Source organism: Nitrospirota bacterium, assembly GCA_016178585.1.
Taxonomy (GTDB): Bacteria; Nitrospirota; Nitrospiria; order JACQBW01; family JACQBW01; genus JACOTA01.
The window spans coordinates 1-21,578 of record JACOTA010000035.1; the positions used below are offsets into that span (position 1 = coordinate 1).

The following is a 21,578-nucleotide window of genomic DNA, read 5'->3' on the forward strand; positions in this document are numbered from 1 at the left end:
AAGACCAGCGATAGACTTCGCACCCACTTATTAATCATGTCATTGCGAGCACCGAAGGGTGCGTGGCAATCTTATCGTAAAGTCTTGAGATTGCTTCACTTTGTTCGCAATGACAGCTTTCTAACTCTGTTCTTGGGCCGAATTTTCTGGTCATTTTACCTTTCACCTATGGTTTTTCCTCGTAGCCCTCATCATCCCATTTCCAATTCTTGGTAAAGGGAATTTTATCAGGTTTTGCTTTAACGGCCAGGACTTCAACGGAACGAACCTCCTTCCCGGGTCCGGCCTCAAATTCAACCCAGATCTCGTCATTTTCCGCCATCTGATTTTGAAGGAGTTTCCAGGGTGACTTTTTCGGGGAATCCTGGAGTAGAATGGTATAATGATAGACGGTTTTCCCCTCTTCCGAATGACGGACTTCCAATTGATCATTCCCATACCGCTTTATGATCTGGTCGAGTGTCAACTGATGGGGAACCAGTTCAAAATGGATTCCAAAAGCCTGTTCCCTAAAATCTAAATTGGTGTAAGTAAAGGAAATAAACGCATACCCATGCCAATGGTCCTTTAATTGAAATTTGGCCGAATTAAAAGATTGGGTCTCTTCCTTCCTGGCATTTTTCCAATCCATAAGCGCGGCCATTTTTATTTTTTCTTTTGTTTGGTTTCTTTTTAAATACCGGTCATAAAGAAGCTTTTCCTGAGCCCATTGAATCCACTCCCGAGAAGTTTTCAAGTCATTTTTTTCTCCAAACCTCTTAATGACGTTGCCGGAGTTTTCCCAATCCAGGAATTCCGCGCCAAACCCCTGTTGATAAAAACCCGTTATCAAAAAAATCGTTACAATAAAAAAAAATCTGGTTGGTTTTTTCATTTTTATCTTTCTTATTTCAATTCAGGAGCCTTCGCAAACTGCGCTCAATGCCCCCGAACCCCGCGTTACGCCCCGGCCAAGCCGGTTGCTTCACTTGTTTTTTTATTCAGGGGCCTTCGAGAAAATCACTCTCAATGCCCCCGAACCCCGCGTTACGCCGAGAAAATCACTCTCAATGCCCCCGAACCCCGCGTTACGCCCCGGCCAAGCCGGTTGCTTCACTTATTAACCTTACCTGAAATTCATCATGTTGCTACTTTTTTGTCCACCTGCCAAAAGTAAATTCTTAAAAAATTAATAAACGCAATAAGCTCAATAGTTTATGAATAAAATTTTATGGTATGTTAATTGCATGTTAAATCAGGTAGTTTTGGATTAGTTTATTTTAGAGAGTTTTACAGTGCTAGCTCCAACCCTTGAAAATAATAGTTTAATTAAAATTTACGGGATCAAAAATCGCGCCGTATCTGTAATGGTGATTTTTATCGTTTTGTTTTTGTCTTATCTTTTATTAAATGAGCTGAGCCACCTTCAATTGTTTAGATTTAAAACGCTTCCAAATTTTTCCCTTTCAGGGCCTATTTCTCGTTTTAAACTCGCGCTCATCGGATTTGGAATCGTGGCGGCTGTCGTTATACTCCTTATTTCCTATTTTCCAAACGTCGTCATTACGGACAAACAAATTAGAATCGGGTGGAAGTTCGGTGGACCATTTGGATTGACCCATCATCATCTTATTCCGTGGGATCAAATCGTCCAGATTGATTCCGGAGGGTCAAAACTAATTCAATGGTCGCCGGATACTTCTATCTTTTATCATACGGGAAAGGTTCCGATCGGGTATTCCTCTGATGTCGCGAAAGTCGTTATTTCCACCGGCCTGGGTCATCAAAATTACTGCAAAATCTTAAATATCGTCTTGCAAAAAGCGCCAAAAGCCAAAGTCGATGCCCTCACGCTTCGTCTATTGAAAAAATGTCAAAAGAACTTTTCCTAACCCATCAAGAATCCAAGTAAAATAATCAATCCACCCTGAATAGAGGGATAAAAAAGAAATCCCGGATCCAATCCTCTTTGCTTCCAATGTCCGGGGAAAAACGCTTTTGAAGGACTCAACACTCCCTCCTTGAAAAATCCCATTTGTTCTTCCAGGTTAATCACCATCAGTTTGGCCTGCTCGTGCCTTGATTTATGCTGATAAAGATGATAACAAATTACCGTTTCAAAAAATAAAACACCGAAGATAAGCGGGTAAAAATAAGGTTTGAGGGAGAGACCTGTCAGGTTGATATAAGAAACAAAAAAAATAAGAATCAATAAAAAACCGGTAGAAAGAGAGGCCACCTTTAAAATCTGGTCACGACGGTCGTAGACTTCGCGTTTGAAAAGGGGGTAAAGCGTCTTGAAAATTTCAATTTTTTCTTCATCGGAATAGCTCTTCATGTTTTTTAAAATATCATTTTAATGAAAAAAACTCAAGGACACAAACGGCTTGCCCACCCCCAGTTTTTTAAAGTATCTGGTTTTTCAGGCCAGGGGAGGGAGTTTCCGTCACGGGTCAAAACGTCTCCCGTTATTGTCTCCTCCAAACCCCTCCCCTGGCCTTGATCCTGGTTCTTTCGGATAAAACTGGGGGGGGCGGGCAAAACACAAACGGTGTTACCGGCCTTTAGGAGCAATATGGATCCAAAAGTTAAACAATGGAACCTGAGGGGAAGGCCGGGGGGGATCTACAATCGATCCGGGCGGGGAATAAGAAATTTCCGCCTCATACAATTGATCGTTGGAACTCAGTTGATAAAGATCATAGGTTCGGCTGGAATTGGTATGGGTCGTTTTTGAAATTATTTTCCACCTGCCCGCCAAGGTCTCCAAAACCGCTTTAAAATCATCCCCTGTTATCCAACCCATAAAAACATCCTGATGGCTGATTAAACGAAATGCCGGCGTTCCTAAACGTTTCGGGCCCTGGACGGATTCCTGTTGAAAAGTAGCGATTAAGTTTCCTTTTAATTTTTTTCCAGTCAAAAGGGTGTCAACCTCTACCTGATTCCAGTAATAATTATAAAATTTTCCAGGCTGATCAAATAAAAGAGGTTCTTTTAAATTTTGGGGACTTCCATATTTCAACGTAAACAGCTCAAAAACGTCACCGGGAAAAGCTTGAGACCTCCCTGAAGGAAAGGAAACAAAACAAAACAAAAAAAGACAAAAAAGTAAAAGTGTTTTCATACGGGGTTAAGGAGAGGGGACTCCGGCTTCCAATGCCTGCCCCTTGTTTTGTGACACCATATAAGCTTCCAATGCGGTTATTTCCGCTCCTCCTAATTCAAATCCATTTCCTTGAAGGGGAATAACCACACACCAGTTGATAAACTGCCGGGCCGAAACCACCGCACCTAACTGAGATTTAAATTTAGGGAACGTTTCGGGATGGGTTGCCGCGGCGTTCGGATGGCACATGTTACATGACATCCCGTTTGTTCCGAGGTTTCGGTCGAACCAAAGCTTTTCTCCCTTCGCGACAGCCGCCTGTATCGATTTAATCTCCTTTCTGACCAGGTCTTCCCGATGAACTTCTCCCTGTGCGTTTTTTCGCTGCACCGTCTCTTCGCCCCTTGCCGGAAAAAAGGAGACCCAACACAGCGCGACGATGACCGCTGTGACCAGGTTAATTTTTTTCATGAACGTCCTCGCTTTTCAAAAAGAGGGTGGCGTTAAAGTCCATAAGATGTCCCGATGGACGACGTTTCCTTTGCCCGCCTCGTTCCGAGACCAGCCTAAACCGTCATAAAAGTTAGCAGGACTTGGGCGGGGCATTTTTGGGCTCCCCTGAGGCACGCCGGTTTCAGGATAGGGATAAGGCCAGGCGGTCGAAAGATTCGAATAAAACCGGAGTTGCTCGATTTGATTTTGAACAATATGATGAACATGTCCATGAAAAAGGGCAACCGCCTCAAAGGATTTGAATAGCCCTTGAGCCTCCGCGGCGTCATCAACCCAGAAATTCCAGGGACGGTAATAATGATAGAGCGGCGTGTGACTAAACACCAAAAGAGGGGTCGCACGGTCAATTTGGGACAGATCTTTTTCCAACCAGGCCATTTGTTCCTGCCCTAATCGAAACGGGCCCTGGCGCGGATTATTTAATGTCCCGGCGATCTCCATCCGTTGTTCAGGCGTTAATTTTCGGCTTGTCCAGAAATCATTCAGAAGAATCCCGTTAAGAACGACGATATGGTGTCCTTTATGATTAAAAGAGTAGGGCACATCTCCTTTAATGAAGCTCGATCGATAGGTTTCTCCCATATCGAGATACCAGTCATGTTCTCCCGGAACGAAATAAATTTTGGGTTTGATTTGAGAAATCGTTTCGGCAAAATATTGAAACTGTCCGGGAGTCCCGTCATGAACGGCGTCGCCCATATAAATGACAAAATCGGGTTGAGGGTCCAGAGCGTTTATTTCTCTGATAGCGGCCTCCAGCCGGATTTTGAGTCTCGGATTTTTGTTGCCCATGAGATGACTGTCCCCGATCATCACAAACGTGAAAGGGTCAAACGGGGCAGCAACGAGCTGGCGAGGACTTATCAGCGAGGCGATCCCCGGCGACAAAACCAGCGTCGCTCCCGCCAGAAGCGTTTTTTGTAAAAAGGTTCTTCGGCTGATCGTCATATCCCTTGTTCCGCAATGACTTCTGCCTCTTTGATCATTTGATTTAAAAGATCCAAACCGCCTTCCCAAAACGTTTCTTGAGACAGGTCGACATTAAATTCCGCTAACAGCTCCCGGGGACTTTGAGATCCTCCGGATTCAAGTAGTTTTAAATATTTCGACACAAACGGTTTTTTTTCTTCAAGATAGGACCGATAAAGAGAAAGCACAAGGAGTTCTCCAAAAGCATAGGCATAACAGTAAAAAGGGCTGTGGATAAAATGAGAAATATACAGCCACCACCAGCCATAGTCTTCTGTTAAATGAAGAGAATCGCCAAACATCGGACGGTTGACCTCCAGCCATATCCGGTTGAGTTGCTCCTTTGACATTTCTCCCTGGTCTCTTCGTTTGTGGTGAAATTTCTCTTCAAACCGGGTCAAAACAATCTGCCTGAAAAGCGTCGAAAACGCCTCTTCGCACTTGGAGCTAATGAGAAAAAGCTTTTCAATTGGATTGGTTTCTTTTTCCTTCAACTGATGGAAAACCAGCATCTCCGCAAAAACGCTTGCCGTTTCCGCCATCGTCAAAGGAGTGTCCATATGAAAATAGCCTTGCGACCGGGATAAGTATTGATGGACTCCGTGACCCAATTCATGCGCGAGCGTCATGACGTCTCTTAAGTTTCCGGTGTAATTCATTAGAATATAAGGGTGATGCGACGGCACAACGCCGTGGCTGAAAGCGCCTCCCTGCTTTCCCGGCCTTATCTCTGCGTCAATCCATTTTTTATCAAAAAACATCCGGGCAATTTTCCCCATCTCGGGAGAAAATGCATGAAAGGAAGAAAGAACAATCTCACGGGCCTCTTTCCATTCCACCTGTCTGGCGCTTTGAAAAAGAGGGGCGTACCGGTCGTAATCATATAAACCCTCTACGTTCATCAATCGCTTTTTTAAATGATAATAACGATGTACCATTGAAATATTTTTTTCTGCGGATTCCATCAAGGCATACACGGCTTCCGGCTCAATTTCGTTGGAAAGGTGTCTCGAAGCCATAGGATCGCCAAAAGAACGAAGTTGGTCATCAAGGGCATGATCTGCCGCAATCAGGTTAAAAATATAGGTCAGCAAATGGCTGTTTTTTTTCAATCCTTCCGTTAAACCCCTTGCCGCGGCTTTTCTTTTCTCCCGGTCCGAATCGTACAAAACTCCGAGAATTTCCTGCTCAGACAGGAAGGTCTTCTCGCCCTTAAAGTCGAATTCAAACCGGATCTGATTTAAGATTTCGTCAAAAAGTCTTGAAAAGGCTCCCGCGCCGGTGTTGGTTTTTAACGCAACGATTTTTTCTTCACCCTCGGCCAATCGATGAGGACGATAGATTCTTTCCCTCGATAAATAATGACGATACCGGACTATGGACGGCGCCTTTAAGAGCCTGTCAGCCTCGGCATCAGGAAGTTCGGCCCATTCCAACTCGAAAAAAATAAGGTGGTTTTTTATTGCAGTCCGTTTTTCGCTGACATATTGGAGATGTTTTCCGTTTTCCTGTTGTGAGGAGTCCCCCGAAAAAATAAGGTGGGCATGGGCCGTAACTTTTTCCAGTTTGTCGAACAGGTTTTCCAAAAACCGCAGCATCTCTTCAAGAGTCGTCAGGGTAAGATGACTTGAATGAATCATCCCTTTAAATTTTTTTTCAAAGGTTTTGGCTTTTTCCGACAACTCGTCCAAATCCAGTCTGATTTTTGGATCTTCAATGCCAAAATAAAGATCGGTCAGATCCCACTGAACTCCTTTGGCTCCAGAAAACAAATTTTCCATCATTTTTTTAACCCGAATTTTGTTGCTTCAAAGGGAATAATTTTGCATTAATCGTCAAGAAATGTCAAAACGTTTTAGTGACGCAACTGGCTTTGCCAGTGCGTAACACGGGGTTCGGGGGCATCGGAGGCTCCGAGCTTGCTTTGGAAGCGATTTCACGGCGGACATATGGTTTCAATCATCGCTAACCACACGGGCCCCTGAATATAATGCCACTTGCGGTTTTAAAAACGTCTGGTATACTTCTTGAAGATAGTAACTATATCTATCATATCACTGAGAGATGAAGACTATGACAAACACATTACCCATAAAAATTGTTTCATGGCTTGTTTTCATTTTGTTATCCCTGGGAAGCTCTTTTTCAAATTCGGCTTCGGCGCTTCCTCTCTTCGCAAAAAAATATCATCTTCCCTGCACAGCCTGCCATGAAGCTTTTCCTAAACTGAATGATGTCGGCATTGCTTTTAGAGACAATGGCTACCAGATGGGAACAGAACGGGATACCCCGGCTGAAAATCCGGTGGTATCGCCTTTTTCTCTTCGAACCACTCCAATTTTCACTGTTCAGACCCAAACGGGATTTCCAACAGACCAGAGTAACAGTGAGTCCATTTCTACCGGAACCTTCAACTTGACGGGTCTCGATTTCTTATCAGGAGGTGTTTTGTCGAAGGACATCTCGTATCTGCTGGTCATTGCCCCATTTTTAGATGCCGATGTCGATATGGAAGCGGCCTGGATCCGGTTTTCAAACCTGTTTGGCAGTTCCTGGTTCAATATAAAAATCGGAAAACATGAATTAGACATTCCTTTTTCTCAAAAAAGAGCCTTTGGTTTAACGAATTCAGGATCTAAATATCTCGTTTATGATTACCATCCTGGCGGATCGGCCAATATCAATACTTTTGATCTGGGTTCCAACCAATACGGATTGGAATTCATGGGGCATTCTAAAGACAGCAGGATTCGATATGTCATTGATTTAAACAATGGCTCCCAGGCGGCCGGCAATCAGGCCCAGGGAAAAAGACCTAATCTCTACACGCATTTCTCTTTTGGTCTTGACCAGGAGACCACCAGTGAAAGAGTAGGATTGTTTGGCGATTACGGATATTGGCCGGGTCTAAATTCATCTAAAACCATTAATGGAACCCCAATTCCAGGGACCGGATCTAATTACAAACCCTTTTCGCGGATTGGAACCGATCTGTTTTTGAACTTGGGCTCTTCGGGAACACCTCTAGCGTCTCTCTCTTTTCAATATCTGTATGGTATCGACGATGGTTCTCTGATTGATCCCACCTCCTGTCCCACTCTTTCACCTCCTGTCGTCTGTTTCCTCCCGGTTACGCCCAGCACCGGAGGGAGCCAGGACGCCATTTTTCATGGAGGGACAGTTGAATTGCATTGGATGCCCAATTTAAAGATCGTTTTATTCAGCCATTATGACTGGATTTCCAATAAACAGCAGGCAGATATCAGCCTTCCAGACGACTACAACGATCAAAGGAATTTCGTTTTAGGGATTCGTTATTATCTCCACCAGAGTCCGTTTGCTTTAATCGCTTTACATGGTGAATGGGGATATTTAAACACATCCAAAACCAATTTAATCACAGGCGAAGATCAGGTTACCCAAATATTTTTAACCGGAGTCGATTATGCGTTTTAAAAAAAAGCAATCGGTTTTAACGGTCGTAACCCAAACCCTTTTTTTTGGTTTTTTCATTTTTAATTTTTTTCTGGAACCCTCCTTTGCGGACACCTCGTCCCAAAATGCTTCTTTTATGAGAGGAAAGGCCGTTTATGAACGTTATTGTATCGGCTGTCATGGCGTTCAGGGGAACGGAAGAGGAGCCTACGCCGCAGGGTTAAATCCACCTCCTCGTGATTTCACGGCGGGAATTTTTAAATGGACCGGCGGACAGGCAGGCTCACTCCCTTCCGATACCGACCTTCTCATGACCATCACCGAAGGAACACACGGAACAGCCATGCCCTCCTGGCAGGCTTTAAGAGAAGCCGATAGGCTCGATGTCATTCAATATATAAAGTCTTTTTCAAACCGTTTTAAAGAGGAAGTGCTCTCACCAGAGCTTTTCATCTACCCTGCACCCCCTATCACTCAGTCCGCCGTTGAAGAAGGAAAGTTGCTATTTGAAAAGATGGGATGTTCAACCTGTCATGGCGTAAATGGACGAGGGGATGGACCGAGTTCCCATACGTTAATAGATGACTGGGGAAACCCCATTCTTCCTGCCAATTTTTCTAAAGGGATATTTAAAACCGGCCAGGAAAATTGGAAAATTTACCGTTCGGTAACGAACGGCGTTGGCGGGACACCCATGCCCTCATTTTCAGAACAATTAAAACCGACGGAGATATGGGCCGTGGTTTATTATATCCGTTCACTAAAAGAGTAGGAGAAGTCTATGAGATTCAACCCAGCCGCGTTTTTAATGATAGGAATAAGTTTAGTTCTTTTTTTTGGAAAAACCCCGGACTCTGTTGCGTACGAAGGAATGACGGTTGAAAAAGGGGGAGAGCTTTCCGGGACGATTAAACTCAAAGGAGAAGCGCCGGTAAATCAACCGCATAAAGTAATTCACAATACAGAGTTCTGCGGCACAACGGTTGACGATGAAACTTTTTTGATTAATTCCGCTAATAAAGGTCTGGAAAATGTCGTGATCAGCTTTGAAGAAATCGATCGTGGGAAAAAACATGCCCCAGAAACGATTGTTTTAGAAAACGCCAAATGCCATTTTGTCCCTCATATTCTGGCAGGCATGGTGGGTGATTCTTATGAAATCAAAAATTCCGATCCGGTCCTCCATAACACCCATCTGCGGTTCGACGGCGCCACAATCTTAAATGTAGCCATGCCGGCCAACGGAAAAAACATTAAAAAACCCTTAACCCAGGCGGGCCTGATCAACGCGAAATGTGACGCCCATACTTTTATGAGCACAGCCATCATTGTGGCAAAAAACCCTTATTTTTCGGTCACGGATAAAGAGGGCGCCTATAAGATCACGGATATTCCGCCAGGAACCTATAAAGTGAAAATTTGGCATGAAGAAATGCCCGTTAAAGAAAAGGAAGTAACCATTAAACCCAATGAAAAGGTCAAACTTTCAATGGAACTCGGATTAAAATAAAATGATTAAAAAATTTATTTTTTCTTCAATTCGAATAAAATTTTGCATCCTGGTGGCGGTTCTGCTCATTGTCTTGAACACCCTAAACACTCTCTTTGTCATTCAGGAAGAAGAAAAAATGATTCGTTCCGGCATGGAGTCGAAAGCCAGAGCCATTGCCATGAGTTTGTCCGTTTCCGGCGCGAAAGTGGTCATTGAAAATCTTTTTTTGATTCAAGAATCTCTTTCGAATTTTTCCCGTCTGCCGGATGTTTCAGAAATTTTATTTATTGACGATAATGGTATGGTGAGCGCCGCGGAAAATACCTCCCGAATCGGCGAGGATTTGACCGCTGACCCTTTTTTCCTGCGGACGTTCACTGAGAAAAAAGAAATGTTAACCTACTATCAAGATAAAAAAGGGTATGGAATGCTGGCCATTCTCGAACCGATGTTCCTGGAAGGCAAAGTCCATGGCTGGATACGCCTGGATCTCTCGATGAAAGAAACGCAGGAAAAAATCAGAATGGTTTCAATTAAACTCACTCTTCTGGCCATTTTATTTATCATTGCGGGAACAGCATTTACCTTTGTTTTCAGCCGTAAAATCATCTCCGGCCTCAAGATTCTCGTTGACCGTTTTAAGAAAATGGCCGAAGGAGACTTCAGTCAAAAACTTAGAATCCAGTCTGAGGACGAGTTAGGAGAGGTCGCCCGATCTTATAATGTGCTGGTGGATCAAATGAGCCATGTATTTCAAAAGCTCCAAAAAGCGACTCTTAAACTTTCTTCCATCTCTCAGGAAATCAACCAGGGGTCCATCCTCATTGAAAAGGGAGCGGAAAATACATTAGCCAGCTCTTCCGAGACCGGCCAGTTTCTCGACACCCTGAATGCCTCTGTCAAACAGGTTGAAAAAGAAATTCAACAACTCACCCTCGGAATAGAAAAAAATGCGACCTCGCTCATTGAAGTGGGTCAGACAACGCAGGTCGTCGCGGAAAATATGGAAACTCTTTCGGCCTCGATTCACCAAACAATTGACTCGATTGCTCTTATTTCAACAAGTGTTAAAGAAGTTAATCACAACACCGACGTTTTATCCAAAGCGGCCGTAAGCACCGCTGAAGAAACCCAGTTATTAGATAAAATCATAAAGGAATTAAGCCAAAATACTGAAACGACCCGGGCGATTTTCGACCAGTCGCTTGTTTATGCCCAAAAAGGGGTCGAAGATGTTTTATCGACTAAAGAGGGAATTGAAAAAATAAAGGACTTTGGTATCGAGACCAACAAAGTCATGCAAAACCTGGGAGACAAAGCCGAAAAAATCGGGCTTATTTTAACCGTGATTAGTAATATCGCGCAAGAAACCAACCTTTTGGCCCTTAATGCCGCAATTATTTCTTCCCAGGCAGGAGAACATGGAAAAGGCTTTAGCGTCGTGGCCAATGAAATAAAAGACCTGGCAGATCGAACTGTGGTCTCAACGCAGGAAATCAAAGAGTTAATTCAGGGTCTGCAAGAGGAGTCAAATCATGCGGTTAATCTCGTCAAAAAAGGAAATCAAATTATCGATGAGGGGGGCATACGGGCGACTCTGGCCTCCGATGGCTTAAACAACATTATCAGGAGCGCTCAAGAATCTTTCAAAATGGTCAACGAAATCAGCGCCGCCGTCAAAAATCAGGCTACGGCCAGCAACCGCATCTCCAATGAAACGAATAAAATCGCCAACGAAGCCGTGAGGATTCTCGGAATTTCCCAACAACAGGCCAAAGAAGCTGAACAAGTTTATAAAGCCTCCGAACAGATGAGGGAAATCAGTCATCAGGTTAAAGGGTTTACCGAGGAAAATTCAAAGGAAACGCGTCATGTCATCGAGAATACAGAAGAAACCCGGAAAATGATTAATTTCATCAAAGTTGCGGTCACCGAGTTAAGCAAGGGGAGCACGGTAATTTTAAACGCGGCACAAAACATTCAGAAAATCGCGTCCGACAATATGAACATGGTAAAAAATCGGGAAAGTTTAGCTAAAGACCTTTCCAGTCAATCTGAGGATTTAACCCGCTTAACGTCTGGTTTCAAAATCTATCATTCCAAGGTTCCGGAGTCCGAAATCTCCACGACCTCCATTAAAAAAGAGGGTCCCTGGACCTGAGCAGGGTCCGCGCCAGCGCAAAACCAACCACTTTCCGGCATCCTCCTTTCTTCAATACCTTAGCGCATTCGTTGAGTGTCGCGCCTGTTGTAAAGACATCGTCAACCACCAGAATCGTTTTTCCTTTAACATGACCAGGGTTCGCCAGGGTGAAAGAGTTTTTTAAATTTCCTTTCCGGTCGGCCTGACTCAACTTCATCTGGGGGTCGGTCGGGGTGTTTTTCTTTAAAAGATGAATTTCTAACGGTTTTCTCAGCAAACGTCCGGCGGTTTCTGCAAGAAGCAGAGATTGATTAAATTCTCTCGCTTTTAAGCGGGTGGAATGCAGGGGAACAGGAAGAATGAAATCAATCCTGGAAAGGTCGGTTAAAAATGGAAAGGCAAGGCGGCTCAAAGGAGGAATCAGCGCGGTTTTTTTTTGGTATTTTAAAAGGGAAATCGCCTCTGAAAGGACTCCCTCAAAAGAATACGGCGTAATTAGACTGTCGTACTGCGGCCTGGTTTTTCGGCAGTCCCCGCATCGATGGGTAGGACTGAAAGACAGCGCCGAAGCAGACACAAAGGATTTTCCGCATTGAGGACAGAAGGGGCCCCCTAAAGGTCGGATCGTTGACCAGCAGGCATCGCAGAAAAATGGAACCGACCCGTGCCTTAAAGGAGAACGGCAATGATGACAGTGCGCGGGGAAAAAAATCTCTAAAAAAATTGTAACCAGTTGAGTCAGCTTCATTGATTTTTACCCGGTTAAGCCAAACCCTGTTGATGGTTTGAAGGACCGCCTAACCCGGGTCAAAGGAGGTTTTGAGGGTCGACATCGATGTCGAGGCGTACCCCTTCTTTTTTAATTTGATTCCATTTTTTTATAATCTCCCTCGATAAAGCCTGTATTTTTTTAACCTCCTTCCCCTTCATCAGGCATCTCCATCGATATTTGCCTTTTAATCTAAGTAAAGGAGCCGGAGCCGGGCCCAACATCTCTATGAAAGGGCTTTTAAGGCGCGTTACAAAATCGGCAATTTCCCTGGCTTTTTCTTCCACCTTTTTTTCATTCGGACCACTCCATAAAAATGAAACCAAACGTGAAAAGGGAGGATAGTTTAATTCCTTTCTAAACAGAAGTTCTTTTTGATAAAAACCCAGGTAATCCTGTTCCTTCGCGAAAGCAATGCTGTAATGTTCTGGATTGTAGGTTTGAATATAGACTTCACCCGCCAGGTCTCCTCTTCCAGCCCTTCCGGCCACCTGCGTTAAGGTTTGAAAGGTTCTTTCGGCTGATCTGAAATCAGGAAAATTGAGGATCGTATCCGCACAAAGGACGCCAACCAAAGTAATGTGGGGAAGGTCGTGCCCCTTGGTTATCATTTGCGTACCGACAAGGATATCGATTTTTTGCTCTCTCATTTCATTTAAAATATGATCATGTGAAAACTTTTTTGACGTGGTATCGCGGTCCATTCTTTTTACGCGGGCTGACGGATAAAGTTGATTGAGCTCTTCCTCGATTTTCTCCGTGCCCTGACCCAAATAAGCCAGTTTTGTACCATGACATGCCGGGCAAACCGGAATGGGAGAGGTGAAATAATCACAGTAATGACAATGGAAATTACCTGATTTTTTATGGAAAGTCAGAGAAACGCTGCAGTAACGGCATTTGAGACTGAAACCGCAATCATAACAGAGTAAAAATGGGGAAAATCCCCGCCGGTTCAAAAACAACAAAACCTGTTCTTTTTTATCAAGCCTTGTCTGGATGGCCTGGTGAAGGGGGTGAGATATTCCTCCATTTTTAAGGACCGGAAGCAATTCCTTCAAATTAATCAAGGTCACAACGGGAAGAGATCTTTCGCCAATCCGGCGGGTTAAATAAAGAGCCTCCGATTTTCCGCTCTGACTGTTGTAATAGGATTCGAAAGAAGGGGTTGCAGAACCCAGAAGAATGACGGCCCCGATTTGTTTGGCCCTGACCAGCGCCGTATCGCGGGCATGGTATTTAACCTCATTATCCTGTTTATACGCAGAATCGTGTTCTTCATCAATAATGATCAAACCCAGGCGGGAAAAGGGAGCGAAAATGGACGAGCGGACGCCCACGACAATCGAAACTTCCCGATTTTGAATCCGTTTCCACGCATCGGCTCTTTCTCCGGCGGAAAGCCCGCTATGGATCACCGCTACGCGGGCTCCGAATCTTCCTTTGACCTGTTGAATGATTTGCGGGGTCAGGGAAATTTCCGGGACGACCATAAGACCTTCTTTTCCCTGCCTTATCGTATGGTCCAGAGCTCTTAAATAAACCTCGGTTTTACCGCTTCCGGTTACTCCGTAGAGAAGAAACGGCTGAAATTGACCCTGATCCAGCGCCGTTTTTATTTTCTTAACAACCTGATCCTGCTCCCGGGTTAACTCAGGAACAGGGGAGCCTGTTAAAGAGTTCCCGTAGGGATCTCTAATGACCTCCTCATTAATCTCCACAAGAAGATTTTTCAACACGAGGTTTTTACATGCCGTGGCGTTTCCCCATGATTTATCCCAGGAATGGGTCTTATTTTGTAAAAATAACTGGAGGACATCAGCCTGCCGGGGAGCTTTTTTTAGCTTTGATATTTCTTCTTCCAGTTGATTAAAAGGAATATTCAACAAATAGGACCGGACGGTTTTATGTTTCACCATTTGAGGAGAAAGAATCATTTTCAAGGTCATCCCGGGAAAAGAAAGATAATAAGATGATATCCATTGAGAAAGCGAAAGTAATTCCGAATTAATTCCCGGGGTTTTATCTAAAACTTCCAGGATCGATTTGATTTTTTCTACAGACGCCTGATGGCTGAGACCGACGATGTAACCGTGAATGACCTGCCTGCCGAAGGGTATTTTAACCCGCTGACCCACCTCAACCTGGTCTAACAAATGAGCGGGAATCTGATATTGGAAAATTTGATCGACCGGTTTTGGAACTGCAATATCAGCATAGGAATGACTCATGGAAAAATTGTAGCAAGACCCCTGGATGAATACAATCACGGAATTATCTTATTGATTAGGAGCCGACTATTATGTATAAATGAAAACTGTTTGAATCGGTTAAATACATCAACTAGATACATCAAACGGAGGAGGTTTATGAAAAATCCATTAGATTCAATTACGGGCACGATCCTGTCGGGCTTTGTTTTGACAGGCATTCTATATTTTGTTGTTAAAGCGCTGGTTTAGGTTTTCCAAGAAGTTAAGCGGGCTTGTTTATATTTAAATAATAAGAATAGAGAAAGGATTAAAGAATGACGACACCTACCCTGGAACTTTTAATGCGTTGGGGCCATTTTCTTGCCGGCATTACCTGGATCGGAATTTTATACTACTTCAATTTTATTCAAGGGGCCTTTTTAAAAGCCGTTACGCCAGAGACTAAAGCCGAGGCGTTTAAACATCTTGTTCCGAGAGCTTTGCTCTGGTTCCGTTACTCAGCCCTGGCCACATGGCTGTTTGGGGCAGCTATTTTGGGCAGCCGGGGCATTTTGGGAGACGCCTTTATGCTAAAAGGATCTTCAGCGATTATCGGAATGGGAGCCTGGCTGGGAACCATCATGTTCCTGAACGTTTGGTTGATTATTTGGCCGAACCAAAAGAAAGTGTTAGGAATTGTGGCAGCGGCCGCTCAAGAAAAAACCCGTGCCGGCAGAGTGGCGTTTCTTGCGTCAAGAACCAACACCATGCTTTCTATCCCCATGCTCTTTTTCATGGGCAGTTCAAGTCATGGGGCTTCATTGTTCTTTTAAAAGATACCTTTAAGCAATTCAAGGTTCGTCCAATTATTGATCTGTAAGGGCAGGGCGCCAGAAGAGAGGGCCATATTTTATAAGCCAGAAGGTGAAAGCCCCGATCCAGAGGAGGGCTGAACTCTCATATCCTCCTCTAGACAAAAGGCTGCCGGACGGGAAAAAATCGGCAAGGACTCGTAAAATGGAAGCGGTTTGGAAAACACAAAAGAGCCTCCACGTTGTCCTGTCAGCACCCACAGGCCTTCCGGAATGACCCAAGGTAACTCGTATCGATATTCCGATCACCATGCTTGAAAAGAATCCGATTGTCAGAGCATGTAACGGCGCCAGGCCGAGAATTAACCGCGTTCCATGACTCCAAAGAAAGATCAGGTTCTGGAGGAGATCCAGGATTAGCGCAATGGAAAACCAGGCAAAGGAAAGGTGGAGCATTAAAAGTATTTTTGTTTCAACACTTTTCCAAAACCCCCAGACAAAAGAAAGATAAGAAGCAAAAAAGAGGAGGACAAGATCCGGAATCCAGAAAAATCTCCGCATCCCCATCCCTTCCAACAGTCCGCGAAGAAAGAGTCCTGCCAGCAAAACCCAGAGAATTGACAGGGGTTGAACCACCCGATAGTTCTTTAAAACAGCATTGGAAAAAAACGGGATAACCAGATGCCGACAACCCGGGCAACATTCAGCCAAAATAGATTATTCATGAAAAGCCAGAGAAAAAATGAAAGTACCCCCACCGCTCCGGAAACGACGAAAAGAGCCATCAGGCTCAGGTGGATCTTTTCCGGGGATCGGGCCTGAAGTAAAATCCGAAAAAGGGAAAAAGCTCCTATTCCCCAACCCGACAGCAACGACAAAACGGATAGGAGAAGAATATTCTTGCTGAAGAGGAGACCCGTATAAAACAGAACCGTTCCGGTCCCGATTGCAAAAAAGGTTATAAGATAATGCCAGGAAGGAATCTTTTCAGCATCCAGCCAGTTAGGGAAAAAAGTAAAGAGAAATCCAAAAATAAAAAAAGGGAAAAATCCATAGATCATCAAATAGGCATGTGCCCAGACCGGAGGAATCGTCCAGAAAAAAAAAGGATAAAAACCTCTAAAACGTCCGGAAAGGTCTAGAAGCCACCAAAGCATCGCCGCAATTCCCTGACAGGCCCCTCCCAGGAAAAAGAGCCGGTGCGGAGCTGAACCCAGAGTTTTCCATGTCCCAAAAAAGAATTTTATTGTTACCGGCATTGATTAACCTCAACTTCTAAGTGCCAGCGGAATAGACCATCATAACTGTATGGAGCTTAATATAGCATACTGACCCTGATGAATTCATTTTTATGGATACGATTTTAAGCAGCCAAGAGACAAGGTCACGTCATTCCTGACTCTTGGTGTCTTGTTTTTTGTGTTGCAGACAAAATTAAATAAACTATGAAGAGTCCGTATTTCAACCAAATAACAGAATTACTAAAACAAGTTCGACCCAGGCTCGCGATGACACATCAGTTGGAATTCAAAAATTGCTTTGGAGCGGTTACGGGGTATATCGATGGCCACATATTTATTTCCTGTGGAAAGTTCGGGGTCGCCTTGAGGCTTCCGCCAGAAATTCTTGCGAGCCTGTTCGATGAGAAGGGGGTAAAACCTTTAAAATATTTTCCTAACGGCCACATCAAAAAGGAATATGCGGTACTCCCTCAAGAAATAATCGAAAACAAACAACGCTTTAAAGAGCTTTTAGACGAAAGTATAAAATACGCATCGCTATCTCAATCATCACACCGTTGAATCCCTATCGAAGATTATCTATTTCTTAATTTTTCAATTTCTATCTTATCATTGGACTTGCTGTCTAATCATCTGACCCAGTAGGGCAATCCCCTTTTCGATTTCAAACGGAAATGAGCGGCTGAAGTTAAGCCGTAAAAAGCCTTGAGGGGGATCATCTGCGGCAAAAAAAGGTTTTCCCGGCATGAACGCCACATTTTTTTCAAGCACTCTTTTTAAAATTTCCCGCGTATCAACGGACTGATTTAAGCGGATCCAGAAGAATAGCCCTCCCTTAGGGGTATCCCATCTGGCGATATCCCCGAAATGAGATTTTAACGCCTCTCCCATGATGTCCCGCTTGTGTCGGTAATAGGCAGAGAGCCGGTCAAGATGGGCCGGGTAATCAGCGCTTGAAATAAATTGATGGGTCCACCATTGTCCAATCCGGCTGGTATGGAGATCGGCCGACTGTTTCAAGCGGACGAAAAGAGGAAAAAGATCTTCCGAAGCCGCTAAATAACCGATTCGTAAACCGGGGAGTCCTGTCTTTGAAAAACTTCCGAGATAAATCCACGGCGCTTTTTGTAAATAGCCACAGAGAGGGTGGCGATCGACCACGTCGTAGGCCAACTCCCGGTAAGGCTCATCTTCAACCAGGAGGCCCCCTGTCCGGTCAAATATCTCCGCAAGACTCTCCCTCTCTGTTCGGTTGTAACAGACTCCCGACGGGTTTTGAAACGTTGGGATCAAATAACTGAATGCCGGCTGGTACCGGAGAATAGAAGAGAGCCATTGTTCAGAATCGATCCCTTCCTGAGACAAAGGATGTAAGATAAAATCTGCCCCGAAAAGCCTGAAAGATTGAATGGCGGCAAGGTAACTGGGCGCTTCGATCACAACCGGCGTTCCGGGATCAATAAAGAGCTTCGAAACCAGATCAATCCCCTGCTGGGAGCCGGAGGTGATCAAGACCTGCTCGGGCTTGCACCGTCTCCCCAGTGCGGTAAGCCGGTGAGCAATAAATGCTCGTAACTCCGGTTCCCCTTCAGTCATCCCATATTGGCCGAGAGATTGCGGAACATTCTGCATGGCAAGCCGTGGCATCACCTCTTCCGACGGAAGGCCGCCGGCAAAAGAGATCATCCCCGGTTTTTGAGTCAAAGCCAGCGTTTCGCGGATCAACGATCCGGTTAAGCGGTTAATTCTGCTGGAAAATTTGATGGGATTCATCCCTTCCTCCCGATGGCGACCATTGAAATCACCACCAGTGCCGCACCAAGCGCAAGGGGTGTTATTTTTTCTCCCAAAAAGATTTTTCTTGTCATCTTCTGAAGAAAAGTATAAATAAGACAGTTATAAAGGTACAGATTCAGTTATTTAATATCTAAACCGGTACAGTGTTATTTAAATCAGATCTGTACTCCTTAAAATTGATCGTAACTGTGCCTGTACAATCCGATTAACGAAGATAAAATAGAGTTTATGAAACCCTCTTCTTCACCGCTTCTCTATCAAACGATATCGGAACGACTCTCCCAAATGATTTTTCAGGGGACGTTCAGATCCGGGGAACGGGTACCTTCTGTCAGGAAACTAAGCGAGCAATTTCAAGTCAGCATTTCCACTATTCTTGAAGCCTACCGGCTCCTGGAAGACCGCGGCATCATCGAAGCAAGGCCGCAGTCCGGATTTTATGTCCGTCCCAGGAGCTGGCAGCCCCCCGCCGAACCGAAGGTTTCTGATCCCCCGTTAACCCCCTCACGGGTGACTGTCGGAGATCTGGTGATGCAGGTGATTCATGCGGCCAACGACCCGGACATGGTCCAGTTCGGAACCGTTGTCCCGGCCCCCGAACTCTTGCCCACCCGCCAGCTTAACCGGATCATGTCGGTGATCGGGCGGAGACAACCCCATAAAAGCAATTCCTACGACTTTCCTCCCGGAAATAGATCGCTAAGAATTCAGGTGGCAAAGCGATCCATCGAAACAGGCTGTACTTTAACGCCGGAGGATCTTGTGACCACCTGCGGAAGCCAGGAGGCAATATCGCTCTGCCTGCGGGCGGTGGCCAAACCGGGCGATATCATCGCCATTGAATCCCCTACTTTCTACGGTATTCTGCAAGCAATCGAGCAATTCGGGATGAGAGCGTTGGAAATTCCGACCCATCCCCGGGAAGGAATCAGCCTTGATGCGCTTCGGTTTGCCATAGAACATAAAAAAATAAAAGCCTGCCTCTTTGTTCTTAATTTCAATAATCCTCTGGGAAGTGGTATGCCAGACGAAAATAAGAAAAAGCTGGTTTCACTTTTAAGCGAATACAACATCCCTTTGATAGAAGATGATATCTACGGAGACCTGTTTTTTGGAGCCAAACGGCCTAAAGTCGCAAAAGCTTATGATATGGAAGACCGGGTATTGCTCTGTTCTTCTTTTTCAAAGACATTGGCTCCCGGTTACCGGGTCGGCTGGACGGCTCCGGGAAAGCGGTATAAAGAGGAGATCGAACGGTTAAAATTTGTCAGCAGTGTGGCGACCGCGACTTTACCCCAGATGGCCATTGCCGAGTTTCTCGAAAATGGGGGGTATGACCATTACTTAAGAAAAGTGAGAAGAATCTACGCGGATCAGATTCAGCGAATGACTGAATGTATCACCAAAAATTTTCCGGAGGGGACCAAAATCACCCGCCCACAGGGAGGGTTTGTGTTATGGGTGGAACTTCCCGGGAAAATCGATTCTTTGTTCCTCCACAAAAGAGCGTTGAAGGAGAAGATCAATATCGCCCCCGGGCCGCTCTTTTCTCCTCAACAAAAGTATAAAAATTTTATCAGGATTAATTGCGGACATCTCTGGTCAGAAAAAATAGAACGAGGATTAATAACGCTAGGCCGCCTGGCAAAAACATAAAGAGAAAATGAATAGGGTTTCAAAGAATGATCTAGGGGAGGAACTGACCTATAAATTCTTTAAAAATTAAAAACAGAGGGAGACATGAACAACGATCTGATTTCAGAATTTAAGTCTAACATGCGCGAAACCTGGTCACTTGGTAATTTTGGAGACATTGCCGTATTTACTACACCAGTCGCCGGGCATCTGGTCCGTTTTGCCGGAGTCAGCACCGGAGAGATTTTGCTCGATGTCGGAACCGGCACCGGGGTTGTGGCGATAACGGCAAGGGGAAAAGGAGCCAAGGTGACAGGACTTGATCTGACCCCTTTTCTTCTGAATCAGGCAAAAGAGAATACAATAATCGCGGGTTTCGATGATATTCGCTGGCAAGAGGGGGATGTGGAATTCCTCCCCTTTGAGGATCATTCGTTTGACGTTGTTCTGAGCCAGTTTGGCCACATATTTGCTCCAAGACCGGAGGTCGCCATATCAGAGATGCTTCGGGTCTTAAAACCGGGTGGCCGGATCGCTTTTGCCACCTGGCCGCCTGAACAACTCAACGGGCAGATGTTCAGTCTGAACGCAAAGTATATTCCTCCACCCCCCGGCGTTTCCCCTCCTATGCAGTGGGGAGAGGTATCCGTCATAGAACAACGGCTCGGAAACCGAGTGGCCGATCTCTTCTTTGAACGAGGGATGATGAGCGTCCCTGCGTTGAGCCCTCAACATCTTCGTCTTCAGCGAGAGACCAAGGCGGGGCCATTTATTCGGACGGTTCAGGCGCTTCAGAAAGATCCGGCCCGGCTTGAAGCATGGCGAAAAGAGATCGACCATCTGGTTAGCCGGTATCTGCGCGACAATATTGTCCGTCAGGAGTACCTTCTGACCCGCGCTGTCAAAATATAATCCGGAGGAGCAACAATACCTAGCACATTAATCATGGACATGAAGAAGGAATTTCGACCAATACGAAATTTTATTGACTGTTCGACGTTGCCAGGGTAAAGTCAAATCGGTTTTCTTTATAAAGGAGATTCAATGGCGCATCAAGTGGTTTGGGTAGATATTCCAGCAACAAATATTGACCGGGCAATCCGTTTTTATTCTATTATATTAAATGGAAAAATAGAAAAGCAGGAATTTCCCGGTATGTCGATAGGCACTTTTCCTATGGGCCCTAACGAAGTGTCCGGTTGCGTTTTTCAGAAGGAAGGGGACAGGCCCTCATCCTCCGATCAGGGTCCATTAGTTTACCTCAATGTAAATGGTCGGTTGGATGAAGTTCTGAAAAAGGTTGTCCCTAATGGCGGAAAAATTCTTCAACCCAGGCAGGATATCAGCCCTTACGGTTTCCGGGCGATTATTCTGGATAGCGAAGGGAACCGGATCGCTCTTCATTCCATGTAAGGGAAACCCGTCGCCTTGCTGAATGCTTCACCGCGTGCAACACTCGCACAGGCGTCTCTGGCGGAAACCCTCAGGGTGA

General features: G+C 45.0%; 22 protein-coding genes. 11 read left to right on the forward strand and 11 right to left on the reverse strand.

What is annotated here, in order from left to right:
- Window positions 1–166: 166 nt before the first annotated feature.
- Window positions 167–874, reverse strand: a complete 708-nt coding sequence (locus HYR79_06240; GenBank protein ID MBI1821293.1) for a hypothetical protein — start codon at window positions 872–874, stop codon at window positions 167–169.
- Between the two features lie 400 nt (window positions 875–1,274).
- Here HYR79_06240 and HYR79_06245 point away from each other — a divergent pair, with 400 nt between their 5' ends.
- A complete protein-coding gene (locus HYR79_06245; GenBank protein ID MBI1821294.1) occupies window positions 1,275–1,871 on the forward strand; it encodes a hypothetical protein in 597 nt (198 codons plus the stop codon).
- On the opposite strand, the gene HYR79_06250 is transcribed toward HYR79_06245, so the two are convergent.
- Window positions 1,868–2,317: a hypothetical protein gene (locus HYR79_06250; GenBank protein MBI1821295.1), complete on the reverse strand. Its 450-nt coding sequence runs from the start codon at window positions 2,315–2,317 to the stop codon at window positions 1,868–1,870. The two genes, HYR79_06245 and HYR79_06250, sit on opposite strands and share 4 nt — an antisense overlap.
- A gap of 21 nt (window positions 2,318–2,338) precedes the next feature.
- On the opposite strand from HYR79_06250, the gene HYR79_06255 reads away from it, so the two are divergent.
- A complete protein-coding gene (locus HYR79_06255) occupies window positions 2,339–2,482 on the forward strand; it encodes a hypothetical protein (protein MBI1821296.1) in 144 nt (47 codons plus the stop codon).
- 51 nt (window positions 2,483–2,533) lie between these two features.
- Here HYR79_06255 and HYR79_06260 read toward each other — a convergent pair whose 3' ends face one another.
- The 4 genes from HYR79_06260 to HYR79_06275 form a co-directional block, all read right to left on the reverse strand.
- Window positions 2,534–3,004, reverse strand: a complete 471-nt coding sequence (locus tag HYR79_06260) for a hypothetical protein (GenBank protein MBI1821297.1) — start codon at window positions 3,002–3,004, stop codon at window positions 2,534–2,536.
- A gap of 108 nt (window positions 3,005–3,112) precedes the next feature.
- A complete protein-coding gene (locus tag HYR79_06265; protein ID MBI1821298.1) occupies window positions 3,113–3,559 on the reverse strand; it encodes a cytochrome C in 447 nt (148 codons plus the stop codon).
- Between the two features lie 15 nt (window positions 3,560–3,574).
- Window positions 3,575–4,549, reverse strand: a complete 975-nt coding sequence (locus tag HYR79_06270) for a metallophosphoesterase (GenBank protein ID MBI1821299.1) — start codon at window positions 4,547–4,549, stop codon at window positions 3,575–3,577.
- The gene (locus tag HYR79_06275) at window positions 4,546–6,354 is read right to left on the reverse strand and encodes a M3 family oligoendopeptidase (protein ID MBI1821300.1); all 1,809 of its coding nucleotides are present in this window, start codon (window positions 6,352–6,354) and stop codon (window positions 4,546–4,548) included. Before HYR79_06275 ends, HYR79_06270 begins: the two co-directional genes overlap by 4 nt.
- A gap of 289 nt (window positions 6,355–6,643) precedes the next feature.
- On the opposite strand from HYR79_06275, the gene HYR79_06280 reads away from it, so the two are divergent.
- The 4 genes from HYR79_06280 to HYR79_06295 are packed head-to-tail and all read left to right on the forward strand — an operon-like array spanning window position 6,644 to window position 11,658.
- Window positions 6,644–8,026, forward strand: coding sequence for a hypothetical protein (locus HYR79_06280; protein ID MBI1821301.1), 1,383 nt, complete (start codon window positions 6,644–6,646; stop codon window positions 8,024–8,026).
- Window positions 8,016–8,777, forward strand: coding sequence for a c-type cytochrome (locus HYR79_06285; protein ID MBI1821302.1), 762 nt, complete (start codon window positions 8,016–8,018; stop codon window positions 8,775–8,777). The genes HYR79_06280 and HYR79_06285 overlap by 11 nt, the downstream gene beginning before the upstream one ends.
- A gap of 9 nt (window positions 8,778–8,786) precedes the next feature.
- Window positions 8,787–9,515 (forward strand): hypothetical protein, encoded by a 729-nt coding sequence (locus HYR79_06290; GenBank protein ID MBI1821303.1) that lies wholly within the window; start codon window positions 8,787–8,789, stop codon window positions 9,513–9,515.
- 1 nt (window position 9,516) lies between these two features.
- Window positions 9,517–11,658: a HAMP domain-containing protein gene (locus tag HYR79_06295; protein ID MBI1821304.1), complete on the forward strand. Its 2,142-nt coding sequence runs from the start codon at window positions 9,517–9,519 to the stop codon at window positions 11,656–11,658.
- Here HYR79_06295 and HYR79_06300 read toward each other — a convergent pair.
- Window positions 11,633–12,388 carry a ComF family protein gene (locus tag HYR79_06300; GenBank protein ID MBI1821305.1) on the reverse strand — a complete coding sequence of 252 codons (756 nt, stop codon included), beginning with the start codon at window positions 12,386–12,388 and terminating at the stop codon, window positions 11,633–11,635. The two genes, HYR79_06295 and HYR79_06300, sit on opposite strands and share 26 nt — an antisense overlap.
- Before the next feature lie 59 nt (window positions 12,389–12,447).
- Window positions 12,448–14,679 (reverse strand): primosomal protein N', encoded by a 2,232-nt coding sequence (gene priA / locus HYR79_06305; protein ID MBI1821306.1) that lies wholly within the window; start codon window positions 14,677–14,679, stop codon window positions 12,448–12,450.
- Window positions 14,680–14,936: 257 nt separating this feature from the next.
- Between priA and HYR79_06310 the strand changes: the two genes are divergently transcribed.
- Window positions 14,937–15,434 (forward strand): urate hydroxylase PuuD, encoded by a 498-nt coding sequence (locus tag HYR79_06310; GenBank protein ID MBI1821307.1) that lies wholly within the window; start codon window positions 14,937–14,939, stop codon window positions 15,432–15,434.
- Between the two features lie 33 nt (window positions 15,435–15,467).
- Here HYR79_06310 and HYR79_06315 read toward each other — a convergent pair whose 3' ends face one another.
- Together HYR79_06315 and HYR79_06320 are read right to left on the reverse strand one after the other, a co-directional pair.
- Window positions 15,468–16,124 carry an NnrS family protein gene (locus HYR79_06315; protein ID MBI1821308.1) on the reverse strand — a complete coding sequence of 219 codons (657 nt, stop codon included), beginning with the start codon at window positions 16,122–16,124 and terminating at the stop codon, window positions 15,468–15,470.
- Complete coding sequence (locus tag HYR79_06320; GenBank protein ID MBI1821309.1) at window positions 16,061–16,672, reverse strand: NnrS family protein; 612 nt, start codon at window positions 16,670–16,672, stop codon at window positions 16,061–16,063. The genes HYR79_06315 and HYR79_06320 overlap by 64 nt, the downstream gene beginning before the upstream one ends.
- Before the next feature lie 249 nt (window positions 16,673–16,921).
- Between HYR79_06320 and HYR79_06325 the strand changes: the two genes are divergently transcribed.
- Window positions 16,922–17,215: a TfoX/Sxy family protein gene (locus HYR79_06325; GenBank protein ID MBI1821310.1), complete on the forward strand. Its 294-nt coding sequence runs from the start codon at window positions 16,922–16,924 to the stop codon at window positions 17,213–17,215.
- A 48-nt stretch (window positions 17,216–17,263) separates the two neighbouring features.
- Here HYR79_06325 and HYR79_06330 read toward each other — a convergent pair whose 3' ends face one another.
- Window positions 17,264–18,418: a PLP-dependent aminotransferase family protein gene (locus tag HYR79_06330; GenBank protein MBI1821311.1), complete on the reverse strand. Its 1,155-nt coding sequence runs from the start codon at window positions 18,416–18,418 to the stop codon at window positions 17,264–17,266.
- A gap of 261 nt (window positions 18,419–18,679) precedes the next feature.
- Here HYR79_06330 and HYR79_06335 point away from each other — a divergent pair, with 261 nt between their 5' ends.
- The 3 genes from HYR79_06335 (at window position 18,680) to HYR79_06345 (ending at window position 21,499) form a co-directional block, all read left to right on the forward strand.
- Complete coding sequence (locus HYR79_06335) at window positions 18,680–20,107, forward strand: PLP-dependent aminotransferase family protein (protein MBI1821312.1); 1,428 nt, start codon at window positions 18,680–18,682, stop codon at window positions 20,105–20,107.
- Between the two features lie 84 nt (window positions 20,108–20,191).
- Window positions 20,192–20,998 (forward strand): methyltransferase domain-containing protein, encoded by an 807-nt coding sequence (locus tag HYR79_06340; protein ID MBI1821313.1) that lies wholly within the window; start codon window positions 20,192–20,194, stop codon window positions 20,996–20,998.
- Between the two features lie 132 nt (window positions 20,999–21,130).
- Window positions 21,131–21,499, forward strand: coding sequence for a VOC family protein (locus HYR79_06345; GenBank protein MBI1821314.1), 369 nt, complete (start codon window positions 21,131–21,133; stop codon window positions 21,497–21,499).
- Window positions 21,500–21,578: the final 79 nt, after the last annotated feature.